This window comes from Agrobacterium sp. CFBP2214, assembly GCF_030209895.1.
In the GTDB taxonomy this organism is placed as follows: Bacteria; Pseudomonadota; Alphaproteobacteria; order Rhizobiales; family Rhizobiaceae; genus Agrobacterium; species Agrobacterium radiobacter.
Genome location: NZ_JARVRC010000001.1, coordinates 713,620 through 732,840, shown reverse-complemented (window position 1 = coordinate 732,840; position 19,221 = coordinate 713,620). Strand labels below are relative to the sequence as shown.

The 19,221-nt window shown below is 59.8% G+C and carries 17 protein-coding genes and 1 tRNA gene; 10 read left to right on the top strand and 8 right to left on the bottom strand.

All coding sequences use genetic code 11. The features are described from left to right. Window positions 1-84: 84 nt before the first annotated feature. Window positions 85-1,566: a betaine-aldehyde dehydrogenase gene (betB, locus tag QRN60_RS03565; protein WP_099085583.1), complete on the bottom strand. Its 1,482-nt coding sequence runs from the start codon at window positions 1,564-1,566 to the stop codon at window positions 85-87. Next, window positions 1,563-2,198 (bottom strand): transcriptional regulator BetI, encoded by a 636-nt coding sequence (gene betI, locus QRN60_RS03560; protein ID WP_003508993.1) that lies wholly within the window; start codon window positions 2,196-2,198, stop codon window positions 1,563-1,565. Before betI ends, betB begins: the two co-directional genes overlap by 4 nt. A gap of 369 nt (window positions 2,199-2,567) precedes the next feature. On the opposite strand from betI, the gene QRN60_RS03555 reads away from it, so the two are divergent. The 3 genes from QRN60_RS03555 to QRN60_RS03545 all read left to right on the top strand — a co-directional run bounded on the left by QRN60_RS03555 (window position 2,568) and on the right by QRN60_RS03545 (window position 5,892). Next, on the top strand, window positions 2,568-2,804 hold the full coding sequence (locus QRN60_RS03555) for a ribbon-helix-helix domain-containing protein (protein WP_003508994.1): 237 nt from the start codon (window positions 2,568-2,570) through the stop codon (window positions 2,802-2,804). 183 nt (window positions 2,805-2,987) lie between these two features. Then, window positions 2,988-4,790: a GGDEF domain-containing protein gene (locus QRN60_RS03550; protein ID WP_107675219.1), complete on the top strand. Its 1,803-nt coding sequence runs from the start codon at window positions 2,988-2,990 to the stop codon at window positions 4,788-4,790. An 88-nt stretch (window positions 4,791-4,878) separates the two neighbouring features. Then, entirely contained in the window at window positions 4,879-5,892 is a 1,014-nt protein-coding gene (locus QRN60_RS03545) for an NAD(P)H-quinone oxidoreductase (RefSeq protein WP_165000562.1), read from the top strand. Window positions 5,893-6,409: 517 nt separating this feature from the next. Here the strand turns inward: QRN60_RS03545 and QRN60_RS03540 are convergent. From QRN60_RS03540 to QRN60_RS03520, 5 genes are all read right to left on the bottom strand, one after another. Next, window positions 6,410-7,450 carry a sulfate/molybdate ABC transporter ATP-binding protein gene (locus QRN60_RS03540; RefSeq protein ID WP_003508997.1) on the bottom strand — a complete coding sequence of 347 codons (1,041 nt, stop codon included), beginning with the start codon at window positions 7,448-7,450 and terminating at the stop codon, window positions 6,410-6,412. 11 nt (window positions 7,451-7,461) lie between these two features. Further along, entirely contained in the window at window positions 7,462-8,334 is an 873-nt protein-coding gene (gene cysW / locus QRN60_RS03535; protein WP_020811680.1) for a sulfate ABC transporter permease subunit CysW, read from the bottom strand. After that, window positions 8,327-9,184 (bottom strand): sulfate ABC transporter permease subunit CysT, encoded by an 858-nt coding sequence (gene cysT / locus QRN60_RS03530; protein ID WP_003509001.1) that lies wholly within the window; start codon window positions 9,182-9,184, stop codon window positions 8,327-8,329. Before cysT ends, cysW begins: the two co-directional genes overlap by 8 nt. Window positions 9,185-9,382: 198 nt before the next feature. Further along, window positions 9,383-10,408: a sulfate ABC transporter substrate-binding protein gene (locus QRN60_RS03525; protein WP_003509002.1), complete on the bottom strand. Its 1,026-nt coding sequence runs from the start codon at window positions 10,406-10,408 to the stop codon at window positions 9,383-9,385. A 496-nt stretch (window positions 10,409-10,904) separates the two neighbouring features. Continuing rightward, a complete protein-coding gene (locus QRN60_RS03520; protein ID WP_003509013.1) occupies window positions 10,905-11,345 on the bottom strand; it encodes an RrF2 family transcriptional regulator in 441 nt (146 codons plus the stop codon). 204 nt (window positions 11,346-11,549) lie between these two features. On the opposite strand from QRN60_RS03520, the gene QRN60_RS03515 reads away from it, so the two are divergent. The 3 genes from QRN60_RS03515 to cysN are packed head-to-tail and all read left to right on the top strand — an operon-like array spanning window position 11,550 to window position 14,798. Further along, a complete protein-coding gene (locus tag QRN60_RS03515; protein ID WP_165000561.1) occupies window positions 11,550-12,332 on the top strand; it encodes a phosphoadenylyl-sulfate reductase in 783 nt (260 codons plus the stop codon). A gap of 28 nt (window positions 12,333-12,360) precedes the next feature. Then, window positions 12,361-13,314 (top strand): sulfate adenylyltransferase subunit CysD, encoded by a 954-nt coding sequence (gene cysD / locus QRN60_RS03510; protein WP_099085586.1) that lies wholly within the window; start codon window positions 12,361-12,363, stop codon window positions 13,312-13,314. Then, the gene (cysN, locus tag QRN60_RS03505) at window positions 13,314-14,798 is read left to right on the top strand and encodes a sulfate adenylyltransferase subunit CysN (RefSeq protein ID WP_129564567.1); all 1,485 of its coding nucleotides are present in this window, start codon (window positions 13,314-13,316) and stop codon (window positions 14,796-14,798) included. The genes cysD and cysN overlap by 1 nt, the downstream gene beginning before the upstream one ends. A gap of 782 nt (window positions 14,799-15,580) precedes the next feature. Here cysN and QRN60_RS03500 read toward each other — a convergent pair. Next, window positions 15,581-15,657 (bottom strand) — tRNA-Pro (locus QRN60_RS03500). A 264-nt stretch (window positions 15,658-15,921) separates the two neighbouring features. Between QRN60_RS03500 and QRN60_RS03495 the strand changes: the two genes are divergently transcribed. The 4 genes from QRN60_RS03495 to QRN60_RS03480 all read left to right on the top strand — a co-directional run bounded on the left by QRN60_RS03495 (window position 15,922) and on the right by QRN60_RS03480 (window position 19,214). Beyond that, on the top strand, window positions 15,922-16,344 hold the full coding sequence (locus QRN60_RS03495; RefSeq protein WP_003509022.1) for a hypothetical protein: 423 nt from the start codon (window positions 15,922-15,924) through the stop codon (window positions 16,342-16,344). Between the two features lie 388 nt (window positions 16,345-16,732). After that, window positions 16,733-18,448 (top strand): malate dehydrogenase (quinone), encoded by a 1,716-nt coding sequence (mqo, locus tag QRN60_RS03490; protein WP_162695454.1) that lies wholly within the window; start codon window positions 16,733-16,735, stop codon window positions 18,446-18,448. Window positions 18,449-18,631: 183 nt separating this feature from the next. After that, entirely contained in the window at window positions 18,632-18,913 is a 282-nt protein-coding gene (locus tag QRN60_RS03485; protein ID WP_111792553.1) for a ribbon-helix-helix domain-containing protein, read from the top strand. Beyond that, entirely contained in the window at window positions 18,903-19,214 is a 312-nt protein-coding gene (locus QRN60_RS03480; protein ID WP_129564568.1) for a type II toxin-antitoxin system RelE/ParE family toxin, read from the top strand. Before QRN60_RS03485 ends, QRN60_RS03480 begins: the two co-directional genes overlap by 11 nt. Window positions 19,215-19,221 lie beyond the last annotated feature (7 nt).

Genomic DNA, 19,221 nt, shown 5'->3' with positions numbered 1-19,221 from the left:
TCGCCCTTCTCAAATTTCGAGGGTGAAGTGATACGGCTCGTCCTGCCGGACAGAGGGGGGTAAGCCCCAATCCGCAACGCTGCCTTAATAAGGCGCGTCCACCTTCCCCGTGCTCACATAAACCGTCTTCAGCTCGCTATAATGCTCCAGCGCCGCCGCCGAATTCTCCCGCCCGAACCCGGACTGCTTGGAGCCGCCGAAGGGTATTTCCACCGGGCAGAGATTATAGGTATTGATCCACAGCGTGCCCGCCTCCAGCTGATCCACCACACGGTGGGCGCGGGCGAGATCGGCGGTGAAGACGCCGCCGGCCAGCCCGAATTCGGTTGCGTTGGCGCGGGCGATAACCTCGTCCTCATCGTCGAAATCCAGCACGCACATGACCGGCCCGAAGATTTCCTCGCGGGCGATGGTCATATCGTCGGTCACATCGGCGAACACGGTCGGTTGCACATAAGCGCCCTCGCCCGAGACATTGTTGGGAATGCCGCCGCCGGTGATGAGCGTCGCGCCTTCCGCCTTGCCCTTTTCGATATAGGAAAGAACCTTCTCCTGCTGGGCCTTGGAGACCAGCGGGCCGAGATGGGTGGCGTAATCGAGGGGATCGCCGAGGATCATCGCCTCAGTGCGGCTTTTCAGGTTGTCGAGGAAACGCTCCTTCGCCTTTTTCTGCACGAAAACGCGCGTGCCGTTCGAGCAGACCTGACCCGAGGAATAAAAATTGCCAAGCATCGCGCCGCCGACGGCGCTTTCGATATCGGCATCGTCGAAGACAATCATCGGCGACTTGCCGCCGAGTTCCATGGTCACATGCTTCAGATGCCCGGCGGCGGCGGCGGCCACCTTGCGGCCGGTCGGCACGGAGCCGGTGAGCGAGACCTTGGCCACTTCGGGGTGGTTGACCAGAAGCGGGCCGGTGTCGCGGTCGCCCTGGATGACATTGAACAGGCCCTTTGGCAAGCCGGCTTCGATGAGGATTTCGGCAATCTTCAACGCGCCGAGCGGCGTGTTTTCCGAGGGCTTGAAGACCATGGCATTGCCGGCGACCAGCGCGGGCGCGGCCTTCCAGCAGGCGATCTGCTGCGGATAGTTCCAGGCGCCGATGCCGACGCAGACGCCGAGCGGCACACGCTTGGTATAGGCGAAATCGCCTCCGAGCGGGATGTAATCGCCGTTCAATGCAGACGGCGCGATACCGCCGAAAAATTCGAAGGCATCCGCGCCGGATGTCGGATCGGCGACGATGGTTTCCTGAATGGGCTTGCCCGTATCCAGTGTCTCCAGCGTGGAAAGCGCATCGTTGCGTTCGCGCATGATATCGGCGGCGCGTTTGAGGATGCGGCCGCGCGCCATCGGGCTCATCGCCGCCCATTCCTTCTGCGCGCGTTTGGCCGAGGCGATGGCGCGCTCGACGATGGCAGGTGTCGCCGCATGCAGCCTTGCGATCACTTCGCCGGTGGCCGGGAAGATGCTCTCGAACGGTGTGCCGGTATTATCCTCGACATAGTCCCCGTCGATGAAATGCGAGGCTTTCGGCTGCGCCTTGAGCGGCGTGGCGATGGTCATGTCGAAGTCTCCTTGAGAACGCGGATGGACGGCTTCGGGCGCTGTCCATCGGGAAAAGATTTAAGCTGCATGTCGAAATAATCCTCGACCAGCGCCGGCGCGGAGGCGAGGCCGAGCGGGGCGGAACGCAGGCTGTGCCTGATATAAAGCCCGTCGATCAGAGCCGCCGCCCCTTCCGCGATGCGCGCGGCATCGTCGGGCGGACAAAGCCGGTTGAGGCTGGCCATGAGATTGGAGCGCAGGCGGCGGGAATAAAGCACCAGCAGGCGGCGCGTTTCCTCCGAACGCTGCGCCTCGACATAAAAGGCGAGCCATGCCGCCACGGTTTCGGGCGTGAACTGGTCGCTCTGAAAGGAGACATGCACGATGGCGCTCAGCCTTTCGCGCGGGCCGGAAGCGCGTGTCAGCGCCGCCACGGCATCGCGCCTGAGGTCACGCAGCAGGCTGCGGATGGTTTCCAGAAGAAGCTGCTGCTTGCTGCCGAAATAATGATGCGCGAGCGCTGCCGACACGCCCGCTTCCCGGGCGATATCAGACATTGTCACATTCAGCGAACCATGGTGGCCTATGGTGCGAAGCGCCGCATCCACAAGCGCCTTGCGGCGCAAAGGCTCCATTCCGATCTTGGGCATAGGGGTCTCCTTGACGGATGGCAAATTATTCTTGATTGATCAATCAATCAATAAAAAACGCGCCATTTTATGTCGCTGATTTGCGATGGATCATATTTTCCTTGGCCGGACAGTGATAGTTTCGCAGGCATCGGCCGGTGTGGCGAACCCCATGCTGCTGCCCGGTTCACGGGGGAAAAACTAAACCGTGATATACTGCGAATTGGGAATGGAACGCGTTTCGTGCTAATATCGCTGATGATACAAATTTCGCTGGAAGCGGCGCCAGACGAAAGACGATAAAAACGCCCGCCTAGACCACGACGGCGCCCGATCCGCAAACCGGACATCGAAGGACCGATCGCAGCGTTTAAAGAAGGGAGTGATATCATGCCAATGGTAACAGTATCGATTTCCCCGGAACAGGCAGCAAGAATGCGCGAGGCCGTGAATTGCGGCGCTTACGCATCCGGCAGCGAGGTCGTCAGGGCAGCGCTGAGACTATGGGCGGCCTCCGCTGAACATGGCGTCGGCACCGAGTCCGCAGAGTCTGTCGAGGCAGACCGGGAGCGCATGAACGTCGCGGATCTCTACGCCGCTCACACCGGGCACGTCCGCCGCGCATGAGGCCCGGCGCAACAACCCCACATGCTCATAGGCCTACATGCTTATGGGGTTGTAACAAAACGTTCATCAAAGCTTCACAGTCGTGAAAGCTTTTGTTGACCTGTAATCTGCGATTGTTCGCCGCAAAAGAGACAGGCTCCCCTTACGTTAGCCACATGGGGACCGGCAACAGCGGAGAATAAAATGCAGGCCGTCACGCTGGAGAACGATGTCATCAGGCGTTTTGCCTCCGGGCACATGTTTCCCATGGCCAAGCTGGTGCTCGAAACGGCGTTCCAGCCGATTGTCGAGGCGACGACGGGCACGATCTTCGGTTATGAATCGCTGATGCGCGGCCATGATCGGCTCGGTTTTTCCAATCCGCTGGCGCTTCTCGACCAGGCTGCTGCAGATGGCGAGCTGAAGGCCTTCGAGCAGATGCTGGCAAGCCGGGCGCTCGCAAAATTCTCCACCCTGCCCGATTTTTCCTCCGCCACCCTGTTCCTCAATCTCGATGTACGGCTGATCCCGCATGGCGACGCCATTCTGGACAAGCTCGTCGGCCATCTGGCGCGGGCGGGCATTCCGGCCTCCTCCATCTGCTTTGAACTTTCCGAACGTTTCGACAATACCAGCGTGCCGGAGTTCACGGCGCTGATCGCCCGCATGCGCAAGGAAGGTTTCAAGCTGGCGATTGACGATTTCGGCGCCGGTCACGGCGAGATGAAGCTGCTCTGCGACTTCCCGCTGGATTACCTGAAGATCGACCGGCATTTCATCACCGGCGTCGACCAATTGCCGCGCAAGCAGCACCTTGTGCGCAACATCGTCAACATCGCCCATGTTCTCGGCGTCCGGGTCATTGCGGAAGGCATCGAGACCGAAGCGGAATTTCTGACCTGCCGCGAATTCGGCGTCGATCTGGTGCAGGGCTGGCTGATCGCCAGGCCAACGGTCTTCACCAGCGAATTGCCTGAAAGCTTTCCCCACATCAACCGCATCGGCGTGGCGCGACGCAGCAGCCAGACACTGGATGAAATTCTCATCCGCCGGGAAATAGAGCGCCTTCCCACCGTCTTCGAGCATGACAGCGTCGACAGCGTCTTCGAACTGTTCCGCAGAAATCCGCAGCAGGCCTTCTTCCCGGTTCTTAACGCCAATGGCGAACCGCGCGGCGTCATCAACGAATATCACCTCAAGGAATATATCTATCGGCCCTTCGGCCGCGACCTGCTCAAGAACAAGATCTATGAGCGCACCATTTCCCATTTCGTCGATCCCGCGCCGATCGTCGGCCTCGATGCGGATGCCGACCAGCTGATGAACATGTTCGCCAGCATGGGTGGCAGCGCCTGCATCATCCTCACCGAAAACATGCGTTACGCCGGCATCGTCTCCGCCGCCTCGCTCATCAAGGTCATCAACGAAAAACAGCTGAAGATGGCGCAGGACCAGAACCCGCTGACGGCGCTGCCCGGCAACCGCGCGATTGGCGGCTTCATTGCCGACCGCTGCAGCGACGGCGACGAGGCGCGCTTCTTCTGCTATTGCGACTTCGATAATTTCAAACCCTTCAACGACAAATACGGCTTCAATGCCGGCGACCACGCCATCACCCTGTTTTCGGCTCTGATGCGCCGCTACTTTTTTGCCGGTGATTGTTTCCTCGGCCATATCGGCGGCGACGACTTCTTCATCGGCGTGCGTGACTGGTCGGTAGGAGAACTGACGGAAATCCTAGAGCGGCTGCTCAGCGATTTTCACGACGATGTCGCCGAACTCTATTCGGACGAAGACCGCGCCGCCGGCTGCATGAAAGGCCAGGACCGCCACGGCAACGAGCGTGACTTCGCGCTGCTGCGCTGCTCGATCGGCGTCCTAACCTTGCCGAAGGGGCTGATCATCGCCAATCCCGAGCGTATCGGCAGCGAGATCGCGGGTGTGAAGGCCGCTGCGAAGGAAAATGAAAGCGGCTTCGTCGTCCGGGTGTTCGGCGAGACAAATTGACATCAGCGGCAAAGGGCCACCTTCCCTCGACGGCGCATCTGACCTACATCTTCAGGTGACGCCGACAAGTGAGGAGTTGCCCCTGGCCATGCCCGACACTATGACCCTGCCCGAAAAAATGCGCTTCATCGACCTTCCCTCCCATGGTGGCCCGGAGGTGATGCGCCTTTCGCAAGCGCCTTTGCCGAATCCCGCAAAAGGCGAGATTCTGGTGAAGGTCGAGGCGGCGGGCGTCAACCGCCCCGATGTCGCGCAGCGGCAGGGCACCTATCCGCCGCCGAAGGATGCAAGCCCGTTCCTCGGCCTCGAAATCGCCGGCGAGGTGGTCGCTCTCGGTGAAGGCGTCGATGAATTCGCGCTGGGCGACAAGGTCTGCGCGCTCGCCAATGGCGGCGCTTATGCCGAATATTGCACCGTGCCCGCCGGGCAGGCCCTGCCCTTCCCCAAAGGTTACGACGCCGTCAAAGCGGCCGCATTGCCGGAAACCTTCTTCACTGTCTGGGCCAATCTCTTCCAGATGGCAGGCCTTACCGAAGGGGAAAGCGTGCTCATCCACGGCGGCACCAGCGGTATCGGCACGACTGCCATCCAGCTTGCGAAAGCCTTTGGCGCCGAAGTCTATGCCACGGCGGGCTCGGCGGAAAAATGCGAGGCCTGCGTGAAGCTCGGCGCCAAGCGCGCGATCAATTACCGCGAGGAGGATTTCGCCGAGATCGTTAAATCCGAAACCGGCGGCAAGGGCGTCGATGTCGTTCTCGACATGATCGGCGCAGCCTATTTCGAAAAGAACCTTGCGGCACTCGCCAAGGATGGCTGCCTGTCGATCATCGCCTTTCTGGGTGGTGCCATGGCCGAGAAGGTCAATCTAACCCCGATCATGGTCAAACGCCTCACCGTCACCGGCTCCACCATGCGTCCCCGCACGGCGGACGAAAAACGCGCCATCCGCGACGACCTTATCGCAGAGGTCTGGCCGCTCATCGAGCGCGGTCAGGTCGCGCCTGTTATCAACCGGGTCTTCACGCTGGACGAGGTTGTGGAAGCGCACCGGCTGATGGAGAGCAGCAATCATATCGGCAAGATCGTGATGCGGGTGTCGTAATGCCCGGGCGCCCGTTATAAGTAACCCCTCTTGCATTACTGACGAATCGTACTACCTTCTAGTTATGTTCAACGTATCGGAAGGAGGTGATCCAATGTCTAATGAGATTTCGGTCTCTGGTGCAGGCAATGGAAAGGGTGTGTTTTCGACGGGGCAGCCCTCGGCGTAAGACATCTTGCCTTCGGAACGTTGAGAAACAGTCCCGGGTCTGTAAACAGGACCAAGCTCATGGAAGGGTCGCTTCGGCGGCCCTTTTCCGTTTCTGGATTGAGACGGGTCAGCGTGGAAATCCGGGCGTGAACTAACGCGGCAAAAGCGGCATTTGATGGCGTTCGCGGTAGCCTCACTCTCCCCGTCATTCCGGCCTTGAGCCGGAATCCAGTCGACGCGCGTCTGCGCGGCGGGGAAGAGTCATTTCAGCCCAAGGACTTGGGCTGGCTGGATACCGGCTCAAGGCCGGTATGACGGAGGAACTGCAGGTCGCAACAAACCGTCAACTGCCTCCGCGATACCTCCCCTACTTCTTCCCGAACACCTTCCACCGCGTCGGACGGAAGCGCAGTTCCGCGCCCACGGCCACGGCGGCGTTGAGCGGCACCTCGATTTCGAGGTGATAGGGCTCGTGGCCGTTATTGGCGATGTCGATTTCGGCGATGCGGGTGCCGGCGAGGCGGCGACAGGTGGTGACCTTGCCGTAAAGCGCGTCCTTCTCCTGCGTCAGCACCACATCTTCCGGACGGAAGAAAAGCTCACCCTCGCCCGTGCCGCTCTCATCGATGCCGATGCTCTCTCCCTGAAACAGTACATGGCCGTCGCGGATCGTTATCGGCAGGCTGGAGGATTCGCCGATGAAGGAGAAGACGAAGGGGGAATTGGGCGTGTCATAAACATCGTCCGCCGTGCCCACCTGTTCGATCTTGCCCTGGCTCATGACGACGACGCGGTCGGCCAGTTCCAGCGCCTCTTCCTGATCGTGGGTCACGAAAACGGTGGTGTGGCCGGTGCGGTCGTGGAATTCACGCAGCCAGCGGCGCAGCTCCTTGCGAACCTTGGCATCGAGCGCGCCGAAGGGCTCATCGAGAAGCAGAACCTTCGGCTCGATGGCGACAGCGCGGGCAAGCGCCACGCGCTGGCGCTGGCCGCCGGAAAGCTGGGTGGGGTAACGTTTTTCGAGACCGGAGAGATGCACCATGTCGAGAAGCTCGGACACGCGCCTGCGGATTTCCGCTTTCGGCGGGCGCTTGGCGGAGGGACGCACCTTCAGGCCGAAGGCGATGTTCTCCGCCACCGTCATATGGCGGAACAGCGCATAATGCTGAAAGACGAAACCGACATTGCGCTCCTGCACCGTGCGGTGCGAGGCGTCCTCGTCACCGAAGAAGATGTGGCCTTTGGTCGGCTGCTCCAGGCCGGCGATGAGACGCAGCAGCGTCGTCTTGCCGGAACCGGAGGGACCGAGCAGAGCGATCAGCTCGCCGGAACGAATATCGAGCGACACGTCGTTCAGTGCGGGAAAGCGATCGAACTGCTTGGTGATGCCGGAAACTTTCACTTCCATGAATATGCCTTTCAATGCTTGCCGGCTGCGTTGCCCGCGCCAAAGCGTATTTCGAGAATGGTTTTGAGAACGAGCGTCACGAGCGCCAGACCAGCCAGCAGCGTCGCCACCGCAAAGGCCGCACCCATATTGTACTCATTATAGAGTATCTCGACATGCAGCGGCATGGTGTTGGTCTCGCCGCGAATATGGCCCGATACCACCGAGACGGCGCCGAACTCGCCCATGGCGCGGGCGTTGCAGAGCAGCACCCCGTAGAGCAGGCCCCATTTCATGTTCGGCAGCGTGACATACCAGAAGGTCTGCCAGCCGGTTGCGCCGAGCGAAATCGCCGCCTCCTCGTCGCCATTGCCCTGCTCCTGCATCAGCGGGATCAATTCGCGCGCGACGAAAGGAAAGGTGACGAAGATGGTGGCCAGCACGATGCCCGGCACCGCAAAGAGGATTTCGATGCCGTAACTCTTCAGCCATGGCCCCAGCACGCTGTGCGAGGAAAACAGGATGACATAGACAAGGCCCGATATGACCGGCGAGATCGAAAACGGCAGGTCGATGAGCGTGATCAGGAACGCCTTGCCCTTGAATTCGAATTTCGCAATCGCCCAGGCGGCGGCAACCCCGAAGATCAGGTTGAGCGGCACCGAAATGGCGGCGACGAGCAGTGTCAGGCGGATGGCGGAGAGCGCATCCGGTTCGACGATCGCCTCCCAGAAGCTTTCCGCGCCCTTGCGGAAGGCTTCGAAGAATACCGATATCAGCGGCAGGACCAGAAATGCAGCGAGGAACACAAAGGCTATCGCGATCAATGCCAGCCGGGCGGGAAAACTCTCGCTGGCGGGGTCGCGGAACGGCCGGGGGGACGTGCGGGGAGCGGTCTCAGACATAACCGTACCTCTTGCGGCTCCAGGCCTGAATGAGATTGATGAGGAACAGCATGGCAAACGAGATGATCAGCATGATGGTGGCGATGCCGGTCGCGGCCGCATAATTGAACTCCTCCAGCCGGATGACGATGAGGAGCGGCGCGATTTCCGACACGTAAGGAATATTGCCGGCGATGAAGATGACCGAACCATATTCCCCGACACCGCGCGCGAAGGCGAGCGCAAAACCCGTAAGGATCGCGGGCGTGAGGCTCGGCAGCAGAACGCGGGTAATGGTCTGGAAACGGTTGGCGCCAAGCGTGGCCGCCACTTCCTCCACCTGACGGTCGATCTCTTCCATGACCGGCTGCACGGTGCGGACCACGAAAGGCAGGCCGATGAAGATCAGCGCAATGACGATGCCGGTCGGCGTAAAGGCGATCTTGATGCCGAAGGGTTCGAACAGCGAACCGACCCAGCCGCGATTGGCATAAAGCGTGGTGAGCGCGATACCGGCCACTGCCGTCGGCAGGGCAAAGGGCAGATCGACGATGGCATCGACAAATCGGCGGCCGGGAAAACGGTAACGGGTCAGGACCCAGGCGACGATGACGCCGAAAACCGCGTTGACCAGTGCCGCCAGAAACGCCGTACCGAAGCTGACGCGCAGTGCATTCAGCGTGCGGCTATCGGTGGCAATCGCAATGAAATCTGAAAAACCCAGTTTCGCCGTGGACCAGATAAGGCCGCCCAGCGGAATAAGAATGATGAGAAACAGATAGGTCACTGTGTAACCAAGCGTCAGGCCGAAGCCCGGTATGACGCTCGACTGCCGCCATTTCCACCTGTTTCCGGATGTATTATTGCTCATCAAGGCTCCGGATAATCTTTGTTTTGGCGCATTTCCGGAGAGAAAACCGGGGTCCACTTTTCCTGGAAATGCTCTCTGGGAGCCGGTGTTCCCCGGCGTTTATTATAAAGGATCGACCGGCACGGTGTCCGGTCGATCCAGCTGCTGTTTTTCAACGTCCCTTGCGGGCGGGCTGTTTCTCCTCAGCCCATCATCCGCTTACTTTGCGGGCTTGTAAATCTGGTCGAAGATGCCGCCGTCACCGAAATGTTCCGGCTGCGCCTTGGCCCAACCGCCAAACTGCGGGTCGTCAATGGTGACGAGCTTGATGTCGGGCAGCTGCTTCAGCAGATCCTTGGAGACCACGGCGGGGTTGGACGGACGGTAGAAGTGTTTCGCCGCAATATTCTGGCCCTCGTCGGAATAGAGATATTGCAGATAGGCTTCCGCTGCCTTGCGTGTTCCCTTGGCGTCGACATTGGCGTCAACCACGGCGACCGGCGGTTCGGCAAGGATCGAGATCGGCGGCACGACGATATCGAATGCGTCAGCACCGAATTCCTGGCCGGCAAGATAGGCTTCGTTTTCCCAGGCCAGCAGCACGTCACCGATCTGGCGCTGTGCAAAGGTTACGGTGGAGCCGCGGGCGCCGGTATCGAGAACGGGAGCGCGCTTGTAGAGCTCGCCGACATAGGCCTTTATCTTGTCCTTGTCGCCCTTGAATTCCTCATTGGCCCAAGCCCAGGCTGCGAGATAGTTCCAGCGGGCGCCGCCCGAGGTCTTCGGGTTCGGCGTGACGATCTGGATGTCGCCCTTCACCAGATCGCCCCAGTTATGGATGCCTTTGGGGTTTCCCTTGCGCACCAGGAACACGATGGTCGAGGTATAAGGCGAGGAATTATGCGGCAGGCGGGTGCGCCAGTCCTTGTTGATCTTGCCGGAGTTCTGGACGATGGCGTCGATATCGCTCTGCAGCGCCAACGTCACCACGTCGGCCTCAAGGCCGTCGATAACCGAGCGCGCCTGCTTGCCGGAACCACCATGCGACTGCTGGATGGTGACGTCCTCACCCGTATCCGCTTTCCACTTCTTGGCGAAGGCTTCGTTGAAATCCTTGTAGAGTTCACGGGTCGGGTCGTAGGACACGTTGAGCAGCTTGGTCTGCGCGGCGGCCGAGCCAGCGCCGCCAAGTGCCAGTGAAAGGCTAAGCGCAACAACGCTCAAACCGGACAGAAGCTTGGACATCGGTATTCCCTCCTGATTGCGATGGCTTAACTCTACCGGTTGAGTAGAGTTGGTCAATGAGGCCGAATACGATCGAAAAAGTGTTTCCCGAGAGCGTTTCCCCGGGCAACAAATACAGCGCAGCATAAGCGAAAGGCGCAACAAGCGTCGTGTAAAACTTTTCTGAATGCAAAAGCATTTCACATTTTTGACGATTTTTTGCCGCGATAGCGAAAAATATTATGGGGTTTTAGACGATTTTTTCGTCTGAGCGGTATGAGGGGATGGGGGGGCATGCAACGTCCACCAGTCCATCGGCATGGCAGGCTCAAGCTCCCGGCGGTCGCGACGCACCCCTCCCACCCTCATTCCTGTGCTTGTCACAGGAATCCAGCCAGCCCAAGTCCTTGGGCTGAGAAGAGTCTTTTCGCCGCGCAGACGCGCATCGACTGGTTTCCTGTGACAAGCACAGGAATGAGGGTGGAGGGACCGTACTGCACACCTATTGCGCCGATGGCTAAGCCGTCAAAAGCTCGGGCACTTCAACACCGGCCACGGCATCGGCAACAGTGGTGTTGAAAAGGATGTTGCGGGTGGCATCGGCCACGCGGGCAAAGACGTGGCGGATTTCGCACTGCTTCTCGCCATCGCAATCCTCGCAGCGGCGATAGGCGGTCTGCGACAGGCAGGGCAAGGGGGCAAGCGGCCCGTCGATCAGGCGCAGCACCTCGCCGAAGGTGATGTCCGAGGCCGGGCGCGCCAGCAGATAACCGCCCTGCTTGCCACGCCTGCTTTCGACAATGCGTTCCTTCTTCATTTCGAGAAGGATCTGTTCCAGAAACTTTTTCGGAATGGCCTGTTCACGAGCAATATCGGAAATCTGCACAGGACAGCCGCCGTCGGCCTTGGCCAGCGAAAGGAGCGCCCTCAGCGCATATTTTGCCTTCTGCGAAATCATCGTAAAACCAGTAGACCACAAGCCCGGGAACCCGGCAATTCCGGCTTAGCGCAGAAGTTGTCACAATTCAAATCCAAGCTGCAAAGAAGGTGAACGGGCATCTTTTGCTCATACTCCGTGCACGTGAGGCATTTTTGCTCTCAAGTGCAGCGCACAAAGACTGTCATTTCTGTTCCGGAGGCCGGATTTCAACAATAATCGGCCATGGAAATCCCGGACGTGACAATGACGATCAATTCAGCAAATGCCTCTGCCGATACCGCATCCCTAGACGCCACGCTTGCCGGGCTCGATCTTGCGGGACGACTTTCCTTCATCGCCGGTCTTGGCGGCCGTGCGGTCTTCACCACCAGCCTCGGCATCGAAGATCAGGTCATCACCGCCGCCATCGGTACGCACCGGTTGCCGATCGATGTCGTGACGCTGGAAACCGGCCGTCTGTTTAAGGAAACCGTCGATCTCATCGATGAAACCGAGGAACGTTTCGGCATTGAAATCCGTCGCTTCCGGCCCGAACAGGACGATATCGACGCCTATGCCGCCAAATACGGTCTCAATGGCTTTTACGAAAGCATCGAGGCCCGTCACGCCTGCTGTCATGTCAGAAAGCTGATCCCGCTTGGCAAGGCGCTTGATGGCGCAGCCTTCTGGATCACCGGTCTCAGGCGCGGCCAGTCGGGCAACCGTGCGACGACGCCTTTCGCCGAGTTCGACGCCGAGCGCAATCTCATCAAGATCAATGCTCTGGCGGACTGGGACATCGACCAGATCCAGGCCTATGTCGCGTCTGAAAACATTCCCGTCAATCCGTTGCATGCGCGTGGTTACCCCTCCATCGGCTGCGAGCCGTGTACACGCGCCATCAAGCCCGGCGAGCCTGAGCGCGCCGGTCGATGGTGGTGGGAAAACGACGAGAAGCGCGAATGCGGTCTTCACGTCGCCGGTGAGGAGCAGACATCCGCCGTTTCCGCCATCCCGCAACGATAATCATTCAGTACATTTTCCGGAGTTCACAATGTCCAACGCAGTCCACGAGACGGACAGCAAGAATACTGTCGCATCCAAGCCGCCGCTCGATCCCCATCTGAAGGCGCTTGAAAACGAAGCCATTCACATCTTCCGCGAAGTTGCCGCCGAATTCGACAATCCCGTGATGCTGTATTCCATCGGCAAGGATAGTTCCGTGCTGCTGCACCTGGCGCGCAAGGCCTTCTTCCCCGGCCGCATCCCCTTCCCGCTGCTGCACGTCAATACGGGCTGGAAGTTCAAGGAAATGATCGAATTCCGCGACAATATCGTCAAGGAATACGATCTCGACCTGATCTCCTACACCAACCCGCGCGGCGAGACGGAAAATGTGACGCCCTTCTCCCACGGATCGGCGCTCTACACCGACATCATGAAGACTGAAGCGCTGCGTCAGGCGCTCGATGCCGGCCAGTTCGATGCCGCCTTCGGCGGCGCACGCCGCGATGAGGAAGCAAGCCGCGCCAAGGAGCGCATCTATTCCTTCCGCACACCCGACCACAAATGGGACCCGCGCAACCAGCGCCCGGAACTGTGGAACATCTATAACGGTATGGTCCGCAAGGGCGAAAGCGTGCGCGCCTTCCCGCTCTCCAACTGGACCGAGGTCGATATCTGGCGTTACATCGAAGCGGAAAACATTCCGCTGGTGCCGCTCTATTACGCTGCCCAGCGTCCTTACATCGAGCGCGACGGCATGATGATCCTGGCCGAGGATGAGCGCCTTGAACTGCTGCCCGGCGAAGAGGTCCAGCACGGCTCGATCCGCTTCCGCACGCTCGGCTGCTTCCCGCTGACCGGCGCGATCCGTTCCGAAGCCGCAACGCTTCAGGAGGTTATCGCCGAGCTGGAAATCGCCACGGTTTCCGAACGGCAGGGCCGCGCGATCGACCGCGACCAGTCCGGTTCCATGGAGAAAAAGAAGCGCGAGGGGTATTTCTGATGAGCACTGCCGCCGCCAACACCCCCTCCTCTTCCGCTACCATCCTGCCCTTTGCAGAACATTCGAAGGCGGCGCGCGATACGCGCCCGCTGCGGCTCATCACCTGCGGCAGCGTTGATGACGGCAAGTCGACCCTGATCGGCCGTCTTCTCTGGGACACCAAGGCCGTCAAGGAAGATCAGGCCGCCACCCTGCACCGCGACAGCGGCAAGCAGAACGATCTCGGCCTGCCCGATTTCGCGCTGCTGCTGGACGGTCTTCAGGCGGAGCGCGAACAGGGCATCACCATCGATGTCGCCTATCGTTATTTCGCCACCGACCGGCGCGCCTTCATCGTGGCAGATACGCCCGGCCACGAGCAATATACCCGCAACATGGCAACCGGCGCTTCCACGGCCGATCTCGCCGTGCTGCTGGTCGATGCGCGCACCGGCATTCTGGAACAGACACGCCGCCACGCCACCATTGCGGCGCTGATGGGCATCCGGCAGTTCGTGCTGGCCGTCAACAAGATCGACCTGACACATTACGACAAGGCCGGTTTCGAGCTGATCGCCCACGAATTCCGCGAGTTCGCCTCCAACCTCGGCATCAAGCAGATCACGGCAATACCGATGTCAGCGCTGAAGGGCGAAAATGTCGTTCTGTCAGGCAAGGCCGCCATGCCCTGGTATGAAGGCCCGACGCTGGTGGAAACGCTGGAACTTGCAACCGTTCGCTCCGCGCAGTCGGGCGGCTTCCGTCTGCCCGTACAGCGCGTGTCGCGCCCCGGCGAGAGCTTCCGCGGTTATCAGGGCACGGTTGCCGGCGGCTCGGTGAAGCCGGGCGACAGCGTCGTCATCCTGCCGTCAGGCATGGTCGCGAACGTCAAGCAGATCGTGACTTTCGATCTGGTGCGCAATGCGGCCGTCGCCGGTGACGCCGTCACGCTCGTGCTCGACCGTCAGGTGGACGTCTCGCGCGGCGACATGATCGTCTCCATCGAGGCGCAGCCGCAGACGGGCCTTGCCTTCGACGCGCAGATCGTAGCGTTGCAGCCGGGCGGCATCGAAGCGGGCAAGCGCTACTGGCTGAAAAGCGGCAGCCGCCGCCAGCGTGTCAGCGTCCAGCCCGTCAGCCAGCTCAACCTCAAGGAAGGCGAATGGCAGGCGCATGAGACCTCGCTGCCGATGAACGCCATCGGCAAGGTGCGGCTTTCCTTCGACGAGACGGCGATCTTCGATGCCTACGAGCAGAACCGCTCAACCGGCTCGTTCATCCTGATCGACCCCGACACCAACAACACGGTGGCGGGCGGTATGATTGCCGGCAAGCGGAGCGTCGGCGCGACGGAAGAACAGGGTGACCGCGTGATTCTCTCGCTGCCCGCCGATCTCGCGGAAAAGCTGCTGGCGAGCGAACTCCTGGCAAGGCACCGCGACGAAATCGACATCCGCCGCACGGACGCTGCCACAGCCTCGCGGCTGATCGGCGACCTCAGCTGACAGGCACGGGCATGGACAAACAAAAAGGCGACCGTCAGAACGGTCGCCTTTTTAGTTTGAGAGGTTCTTCCGTGTAAAAGACTTGGGATCAGCTTAAAACACGAAGATATAAAGCAGAATAATCACCACGACCGGAACGCCCATAGCCCACAGTGCAATACCCTTCAGCATGTTATCCTCCATTGTTGTATGGTTAGATAACGGCTGAGGCGGCTTTCCGATCCATGTTGCTATCCTGATTTTTACGGGTTGTTTCTCGTCCGCACAGAAACCCGTTTGTTCATTCGACGTTCATGCGCAAAAAGCGAATTTGCGTGCGGTCGCTCCGCCAAGCGGCCCAACAGAGGCTCGTTGTTTGAAAAAACAGCGGGCCTCTTTTTTGATCGCGATAAGTTGATCATGTCGATGGCCCCGGATTTCAGGGCTTGTGACCTTCATGGATAACTTCTTGGATTGTGGACGAGAATTGACGCTTCTAAGACGGTCCGTGTCGCGCGTCCCCTGAAACAAGGCCGCGACATTGAGGCCTGGCGCTTGGCGGAGCGACGGGCCTCTTTTGTTCGGCGGCCGGTGCAGCAGGGGTGCGGTTTCACACCAGTGGAAGAACTGGAATTTGAGGGCCTCAATCCGCACCTGCACCCTGATTTTTCAGGCACGAGCGACGAATGCATTCCAACCGGTTCTGATTTAACAGGTCCGGTTTCGGCGCGAGGCTTTGATCTGGAGATTTTCAGGAAGTATCGGGATGAGTTGCAAGCCGCTGTATCTATTGGGCTTCAAGCTGGTCGGAGTGAGAGGATTCGAACCTCCGACCCCGTCGTCCCGAACGACGTGCGCTACCAGACTGCGCTACACTCCGTGACCAGCGGCGCTTCTATAGACCAGCCTCCGGCATTCGACAAGCGGCTTATTGCATTTTTTATGACAAGTTTTTCCCATCCGTTGAAACAGCCCTGCCAAGCGCCTGCGGCACCGGCTGGAAGCCCTCAAAACGTTACAAAAAAGCAATTGTGGCAGGAAATTTTCGTCAAGCCGCCCACCTCCCCTGCCCCCCGTCGCCAAATCTGCTAGGGGAACGGAATGACCGGCGGGAAGCCGGACACGGCACAAAGGACATTTCACCATGCTATCTCGCAGCGTAACGCTCGCAGCGTTTGCCATTGCGCTCTCGGCCTGCACCACCTCCACGGGCGGCTCCACTCCTTCTTTCACCCAGAAGAGCCCCGTTGAGACTCGCTGGGTCGGCCAGTCCGCAGGTATTTTCTTCGCAAAATTCGGCCCGCCGCTGAGCGACACGGAAACCGGCAGCTCCACCGTCTATAACTGGCGTGGCGGCTACAAGAAGGCCACCATTCCGGCCAGGTTCGAAGAGGGCAAGGATGGCAAGAAGGGTCGTCAGATCTCGCCGGCCCGCACCGCGTCGCTCTCCTGCACCGTGCAGCTCGTCGTTTCCAGCGACTACAAGATCACCGCCGTGCGCACCGTCTCCGACCGCCCCGGCGTCAACGGCCCGAGCTATTGCGCGGAATTCCTCGCCGCAAACTGATCTTCGGCCACAAACCGAACGCGCCAAGGCCCGCCCGAACCGGCGGGCCTTTTCACTTTTTCGGGATTTTTTGTCATTTTTCTGAAAAAAATCGGCCCGCAGCGGCATTGCGCCAGCCGTGATGGCCGGCAAGGCGCAGCCGGGCGGGCTTTTTGCGATATCGGGCGCAGAGAACCCTTTCAACCGTTTGAAAGCATCGCCTAATCTTCACCGCCCTAAAAATGACGATCCGCAAATGTGCAAAATCCGCCGGCGCGACCATATGTCCCGGCCAGATCCCTGCAAAAACGCTTGAACTGGAGTGAATGAGTCCGGGTTGTGCCGATTTGCGCTTTGCTGTAACGGGGCGATCGGGAGGAATGTTTTTAACACAAAACAAGAATCAGGTATGGCCGTGACTCCCATCGATCAAGACAAATCCCAGCTCACTGATCTCTCCAATGCATTTCCGCTGAACCGCCGACAGGTTCTGGGCGGTGCGCTCGCCGGAATTGCCGCAGCGGCGCTGCCCTCTTCTCCGCTTCTCGCCAATACGGCCGCCAAGAAGGTCGATGTGCTTTTGATCGGCGGCGGCATCATGAGCGCGACGCTCGGTGTTTGGCTGCGCGAACTGGAGCCCACCTGGTCGATGCAGATGCTGGAACGGCTGGACGGCGTGGCGCTTGAAAGCTCGAACGGCTGGAACAATGCCGGCACCGGCCACTCCGCGCTTGCCGAGCTCAACTACACGCCGGAAGACGACAACGGCAACATCAAGATCACCCAGGCCGTCAACATCAACGAATCCTTCCAGATTTCCCGGCAGTTCTGGGCCTGGCAGGTGCGCAACGGCGTCTTGAAGAACCCGCGCTCCTTCATCAACCACACGCCGCATATGAGCTTCGTCTGGGGTGACGAGAACGTCGCCTATCTGGAAAAGCGTTATCAGGCTCTCAAAGCCAGCCCGCTTTTCGCCGGTATGGAATTCTCCACCGATCCCGAGCAGATCAAGAAGTGGGTGCCGCTGATGATGGAAGGCCGCGATCCTTCCCAGAAGATCGGCGCGACCTGGTCGCCGCTCGGCACCGACATGGAATTCGGCGAAATCACCCGCCAGTTCGTATCGCATCTGCAGAGCGACCAGAATTTCGACCTTCAGGTCAATAGCGAGGTTTCCGACATTCAGCGCAATGCCGATGGCAGCTGGCGCGTGACCTATACCAACACCAAGACCGACGCCGAACAGGTGGTGGACGCGAAATTCGTATTCATCGGCGCTGGCGGCGGTGCGCTGCATCTGTTGCAGATGTCCGGCATTCCCGAAGCGGACGATTATGCCGGTTTCCCGGTGGGCGGCTCGTTCCTCATCAACGAAAACCCTGACGTGACGATGCAGCATCTGGCCAAGGCCTATGGCAAGGCTTCGGTCGGCTCGCCGCCCATGTCGGTGCCGCATCTCGATACCCGTGTGCTGGGTGGCAAGCGCGTTATCCTGTTCGGACCTTTCGCCACCTTCTCCACCAAGTTCCTGAAGGAAGGCTCCTATTTCGACCTCGTCTCCTCGGTCACCACAAGCAATGCCTGGCCGATGGTGCGGGTGGGCATCGACGAATATCCGCTGGTGGAGTATCTCGCCGGCCAGCTGATGATGTCGGATGACGACCGTTTTGCCGCGCTGAAGGAATATTTCCCGAATGCCAAGCAGGGCGAATGGCGCCTGTGGCAGGCCGGCCAGCGCGTGCAGATCATCAAACGCGACGAAGAAAAGGGCGGCGTGCTGAGGCTCGGCACCGAAGTCGTCGCCGCAGGGGATGGCAGCATCGCCGGCCTGCTCGGCGCTTCGCCGGGCGCTTCCACCGCAGCACCGATCATGCTCAGCGTTCTCGAAAAGGTCTTCAAGGACAAGGTGGCAACGCCGGAATGGCAGACGAAGCTTCGCCAGATCGTGCCGAGCTACGGCACCAAGCTCAATGACGACCCGGAAAAGGTGCAGCAGGAATGGGCTTACACCGCCGAACACCTGCAGCTGCCGACGCCGCCGCAGATCGACCTTGAGGCGCTGAAGGGCGCCGGTGCGGCGCCTGCGAGTGCGCCGGTGAAGAAGGTGCCGGATATCGCGCTCTAAGGCTTAGGTGCGATTTAGGATTGGACGCCGCGTGTCTCCGGATGCGCGGCGTTTTTGTTGAAGATGGCTTCTCCACCCGCACTAGCATCCTCCGGTGCATTGCCACTAGGGCGTCGAAAAAATATCTCGCGCCAAAAACCGGTTGGTGGTAATAATTCCTACCAACATCCATGGAGAAATGACATGGCCAACGTTGAAAAGATCAGCGTTTCGATGACGCCCCAGCACGCCGAAATCTTGCGTGACGCCGTGGAAAGCGGTGCTTATGCCAGCAGCAGCGAAGTCATCCGTGAAGCGATGCGAGACTGGTCGGCAAAATGGATTCAGCGACGCGACGACATCGCCAAGCTGCGCGCATTGTGGGCTGAGGGCAAAGCCAGTGGCGGTTCAACCGAAGTGGATTTCAACGAGGCGCTCAATGAAGCGCGTGCAGAACTGGCCTCGTTGAAAAATCGTGACCACTAAGCTTGTCTGGACGCCCCGCGCACGTAGCGATGTGAAGAAAATCTATATCGACATCGGCAAATCACAGCCTCTTGCCGCAGAGCGATATTTCGCTCGGTTCCGCGCCAAAGCGGAGCGCTTGGTCGACCATCCTCACCTTGGCGAGCGTCATCCGGAAATTTTTCCGCCCGCCCGTATGCTCGTCGAGACACCTTATGTCGTTCTCTACGAAACCGTACCGGATACCGATGGCGGCGAAATATATTCCGTGGAAATCGTTCGCGTGATCGATGGTCGCCGGGACCTGCGAACGTTGTTCTGACTTGGAA

Excerpts from the sequence above, each read along its gene's own strand:
- betB (WP_099085583.1), bottom strand. The coding sequence starts at position 1,566 with ATGACCATCGCCACGCCGCTCAAGGCGCAGCCGAAAGCCTCGCATTTC.
- betI (WP_003508993.1), bottom strand. The coding sequence starts at position 2,198 with ATGCCCAAGATCGGAATGGAGCCTTTGCGCCGCAAGGCGCTTGTGGAT.
- QRN60_RS03555 (WP_003508994.1), top strand. The coding sequence starts at position 2,568 with ATGCCAATGGTAACAGTATCGATTTCCCCGGAACAGGCAGCAAGAATG.
- QRN60_RS03550 (WP_107675219.1), top strand. The coding sequence starts at position 2,988 with ATGCAGGCCGTCACGCTGGAGAACGATGTCATCAGGCGTTTTGCCTCC.
- QRN60_RS03545 (WP_165000562.1), top strand. The coding sequence starts at position 4,879 with ATGCCCGACACTATGACCCTGCCCGAAAAAATGCGCTTCATCGACCTT.
- QRN60_RS03540 (WP_003508997.1), bottom strand. The coding sequence starts at position 7,450 with ATGGAAGTGAAAGTTTCCGGCATCACCAAGCAGTTCGATCGCTTTCCC.
- cysW (WP_020811680.1), bottom strand. The coding sequence starts at position 8,334 with ATGTCTGAGACCGCTCCCCGCACGTCCCCCCGGCCGTTCCGCGACCCC.
- cysT (WP_003509001.1), bottom strand. The coding sequence starts at position 9,184 with ATGAGCAATAATACATCCGGAAACAGGTGGAAATGGCGGCAGTCGAGC.
- QRN60_RS03525 (WP_003509002.1), bottom strand. The coding sequence starts at position 10,408 with ATGTCCAAGCTTCTGTCCGGTTTGAGCGTTGTTGCGCTTAGCCTTTCA.
- QRN60_RS03520 (WP_003509013.1), bottom strand. The coding sequence starts at position 11,345 with ATGATTTCGCAGAAGGCAAAATATGCGCTGAGGGCGCTCCTTTCGCTG.
- QRN60_RS03515 (WP_165000561.1), top strand. The coding sequence starts at position 11,550 with ATGGAAATCCCGGACGTGACAATGACGATCAATTCAGCAAATGCCTCT.
- cysD (WP_099085586.1), top strand. The coding sequence starts at position 12,361 with ATGTCCAACGCAGTCCACGAGACGGACAGCAAGAATACTGTCGCATCC.
- cysN (WP_129564567.1), top strand. The coding sequence starts at position 13,314 with ATGAGCACTGCCGCCGCCAACACCCCCTCCTCTTCCGCTACCATCCTG.
- QRN60_RS03495 (WP_003509022.1), top strand. The coding sequence starts at position 15,922 with ATGCTATCTCGCAGCGTAACGCTCGCAGCGTTTGCCATTGCGCTCTCG.
- mqo (WP_162695454.1), top strand. The coding sequence starts at position 16,733 with ATGGCCGTGACTCCCATCGATCAAGACAAATCCCAGCTCACTGATCTC.
- QRN60_RS03485 (WP_111792553.1), top strand. The coding sequence starts at position 18,632 with ATGGCCAACGTTGAAAAGATCAGCGTTTCGATGACGCCCCAGCACGCC.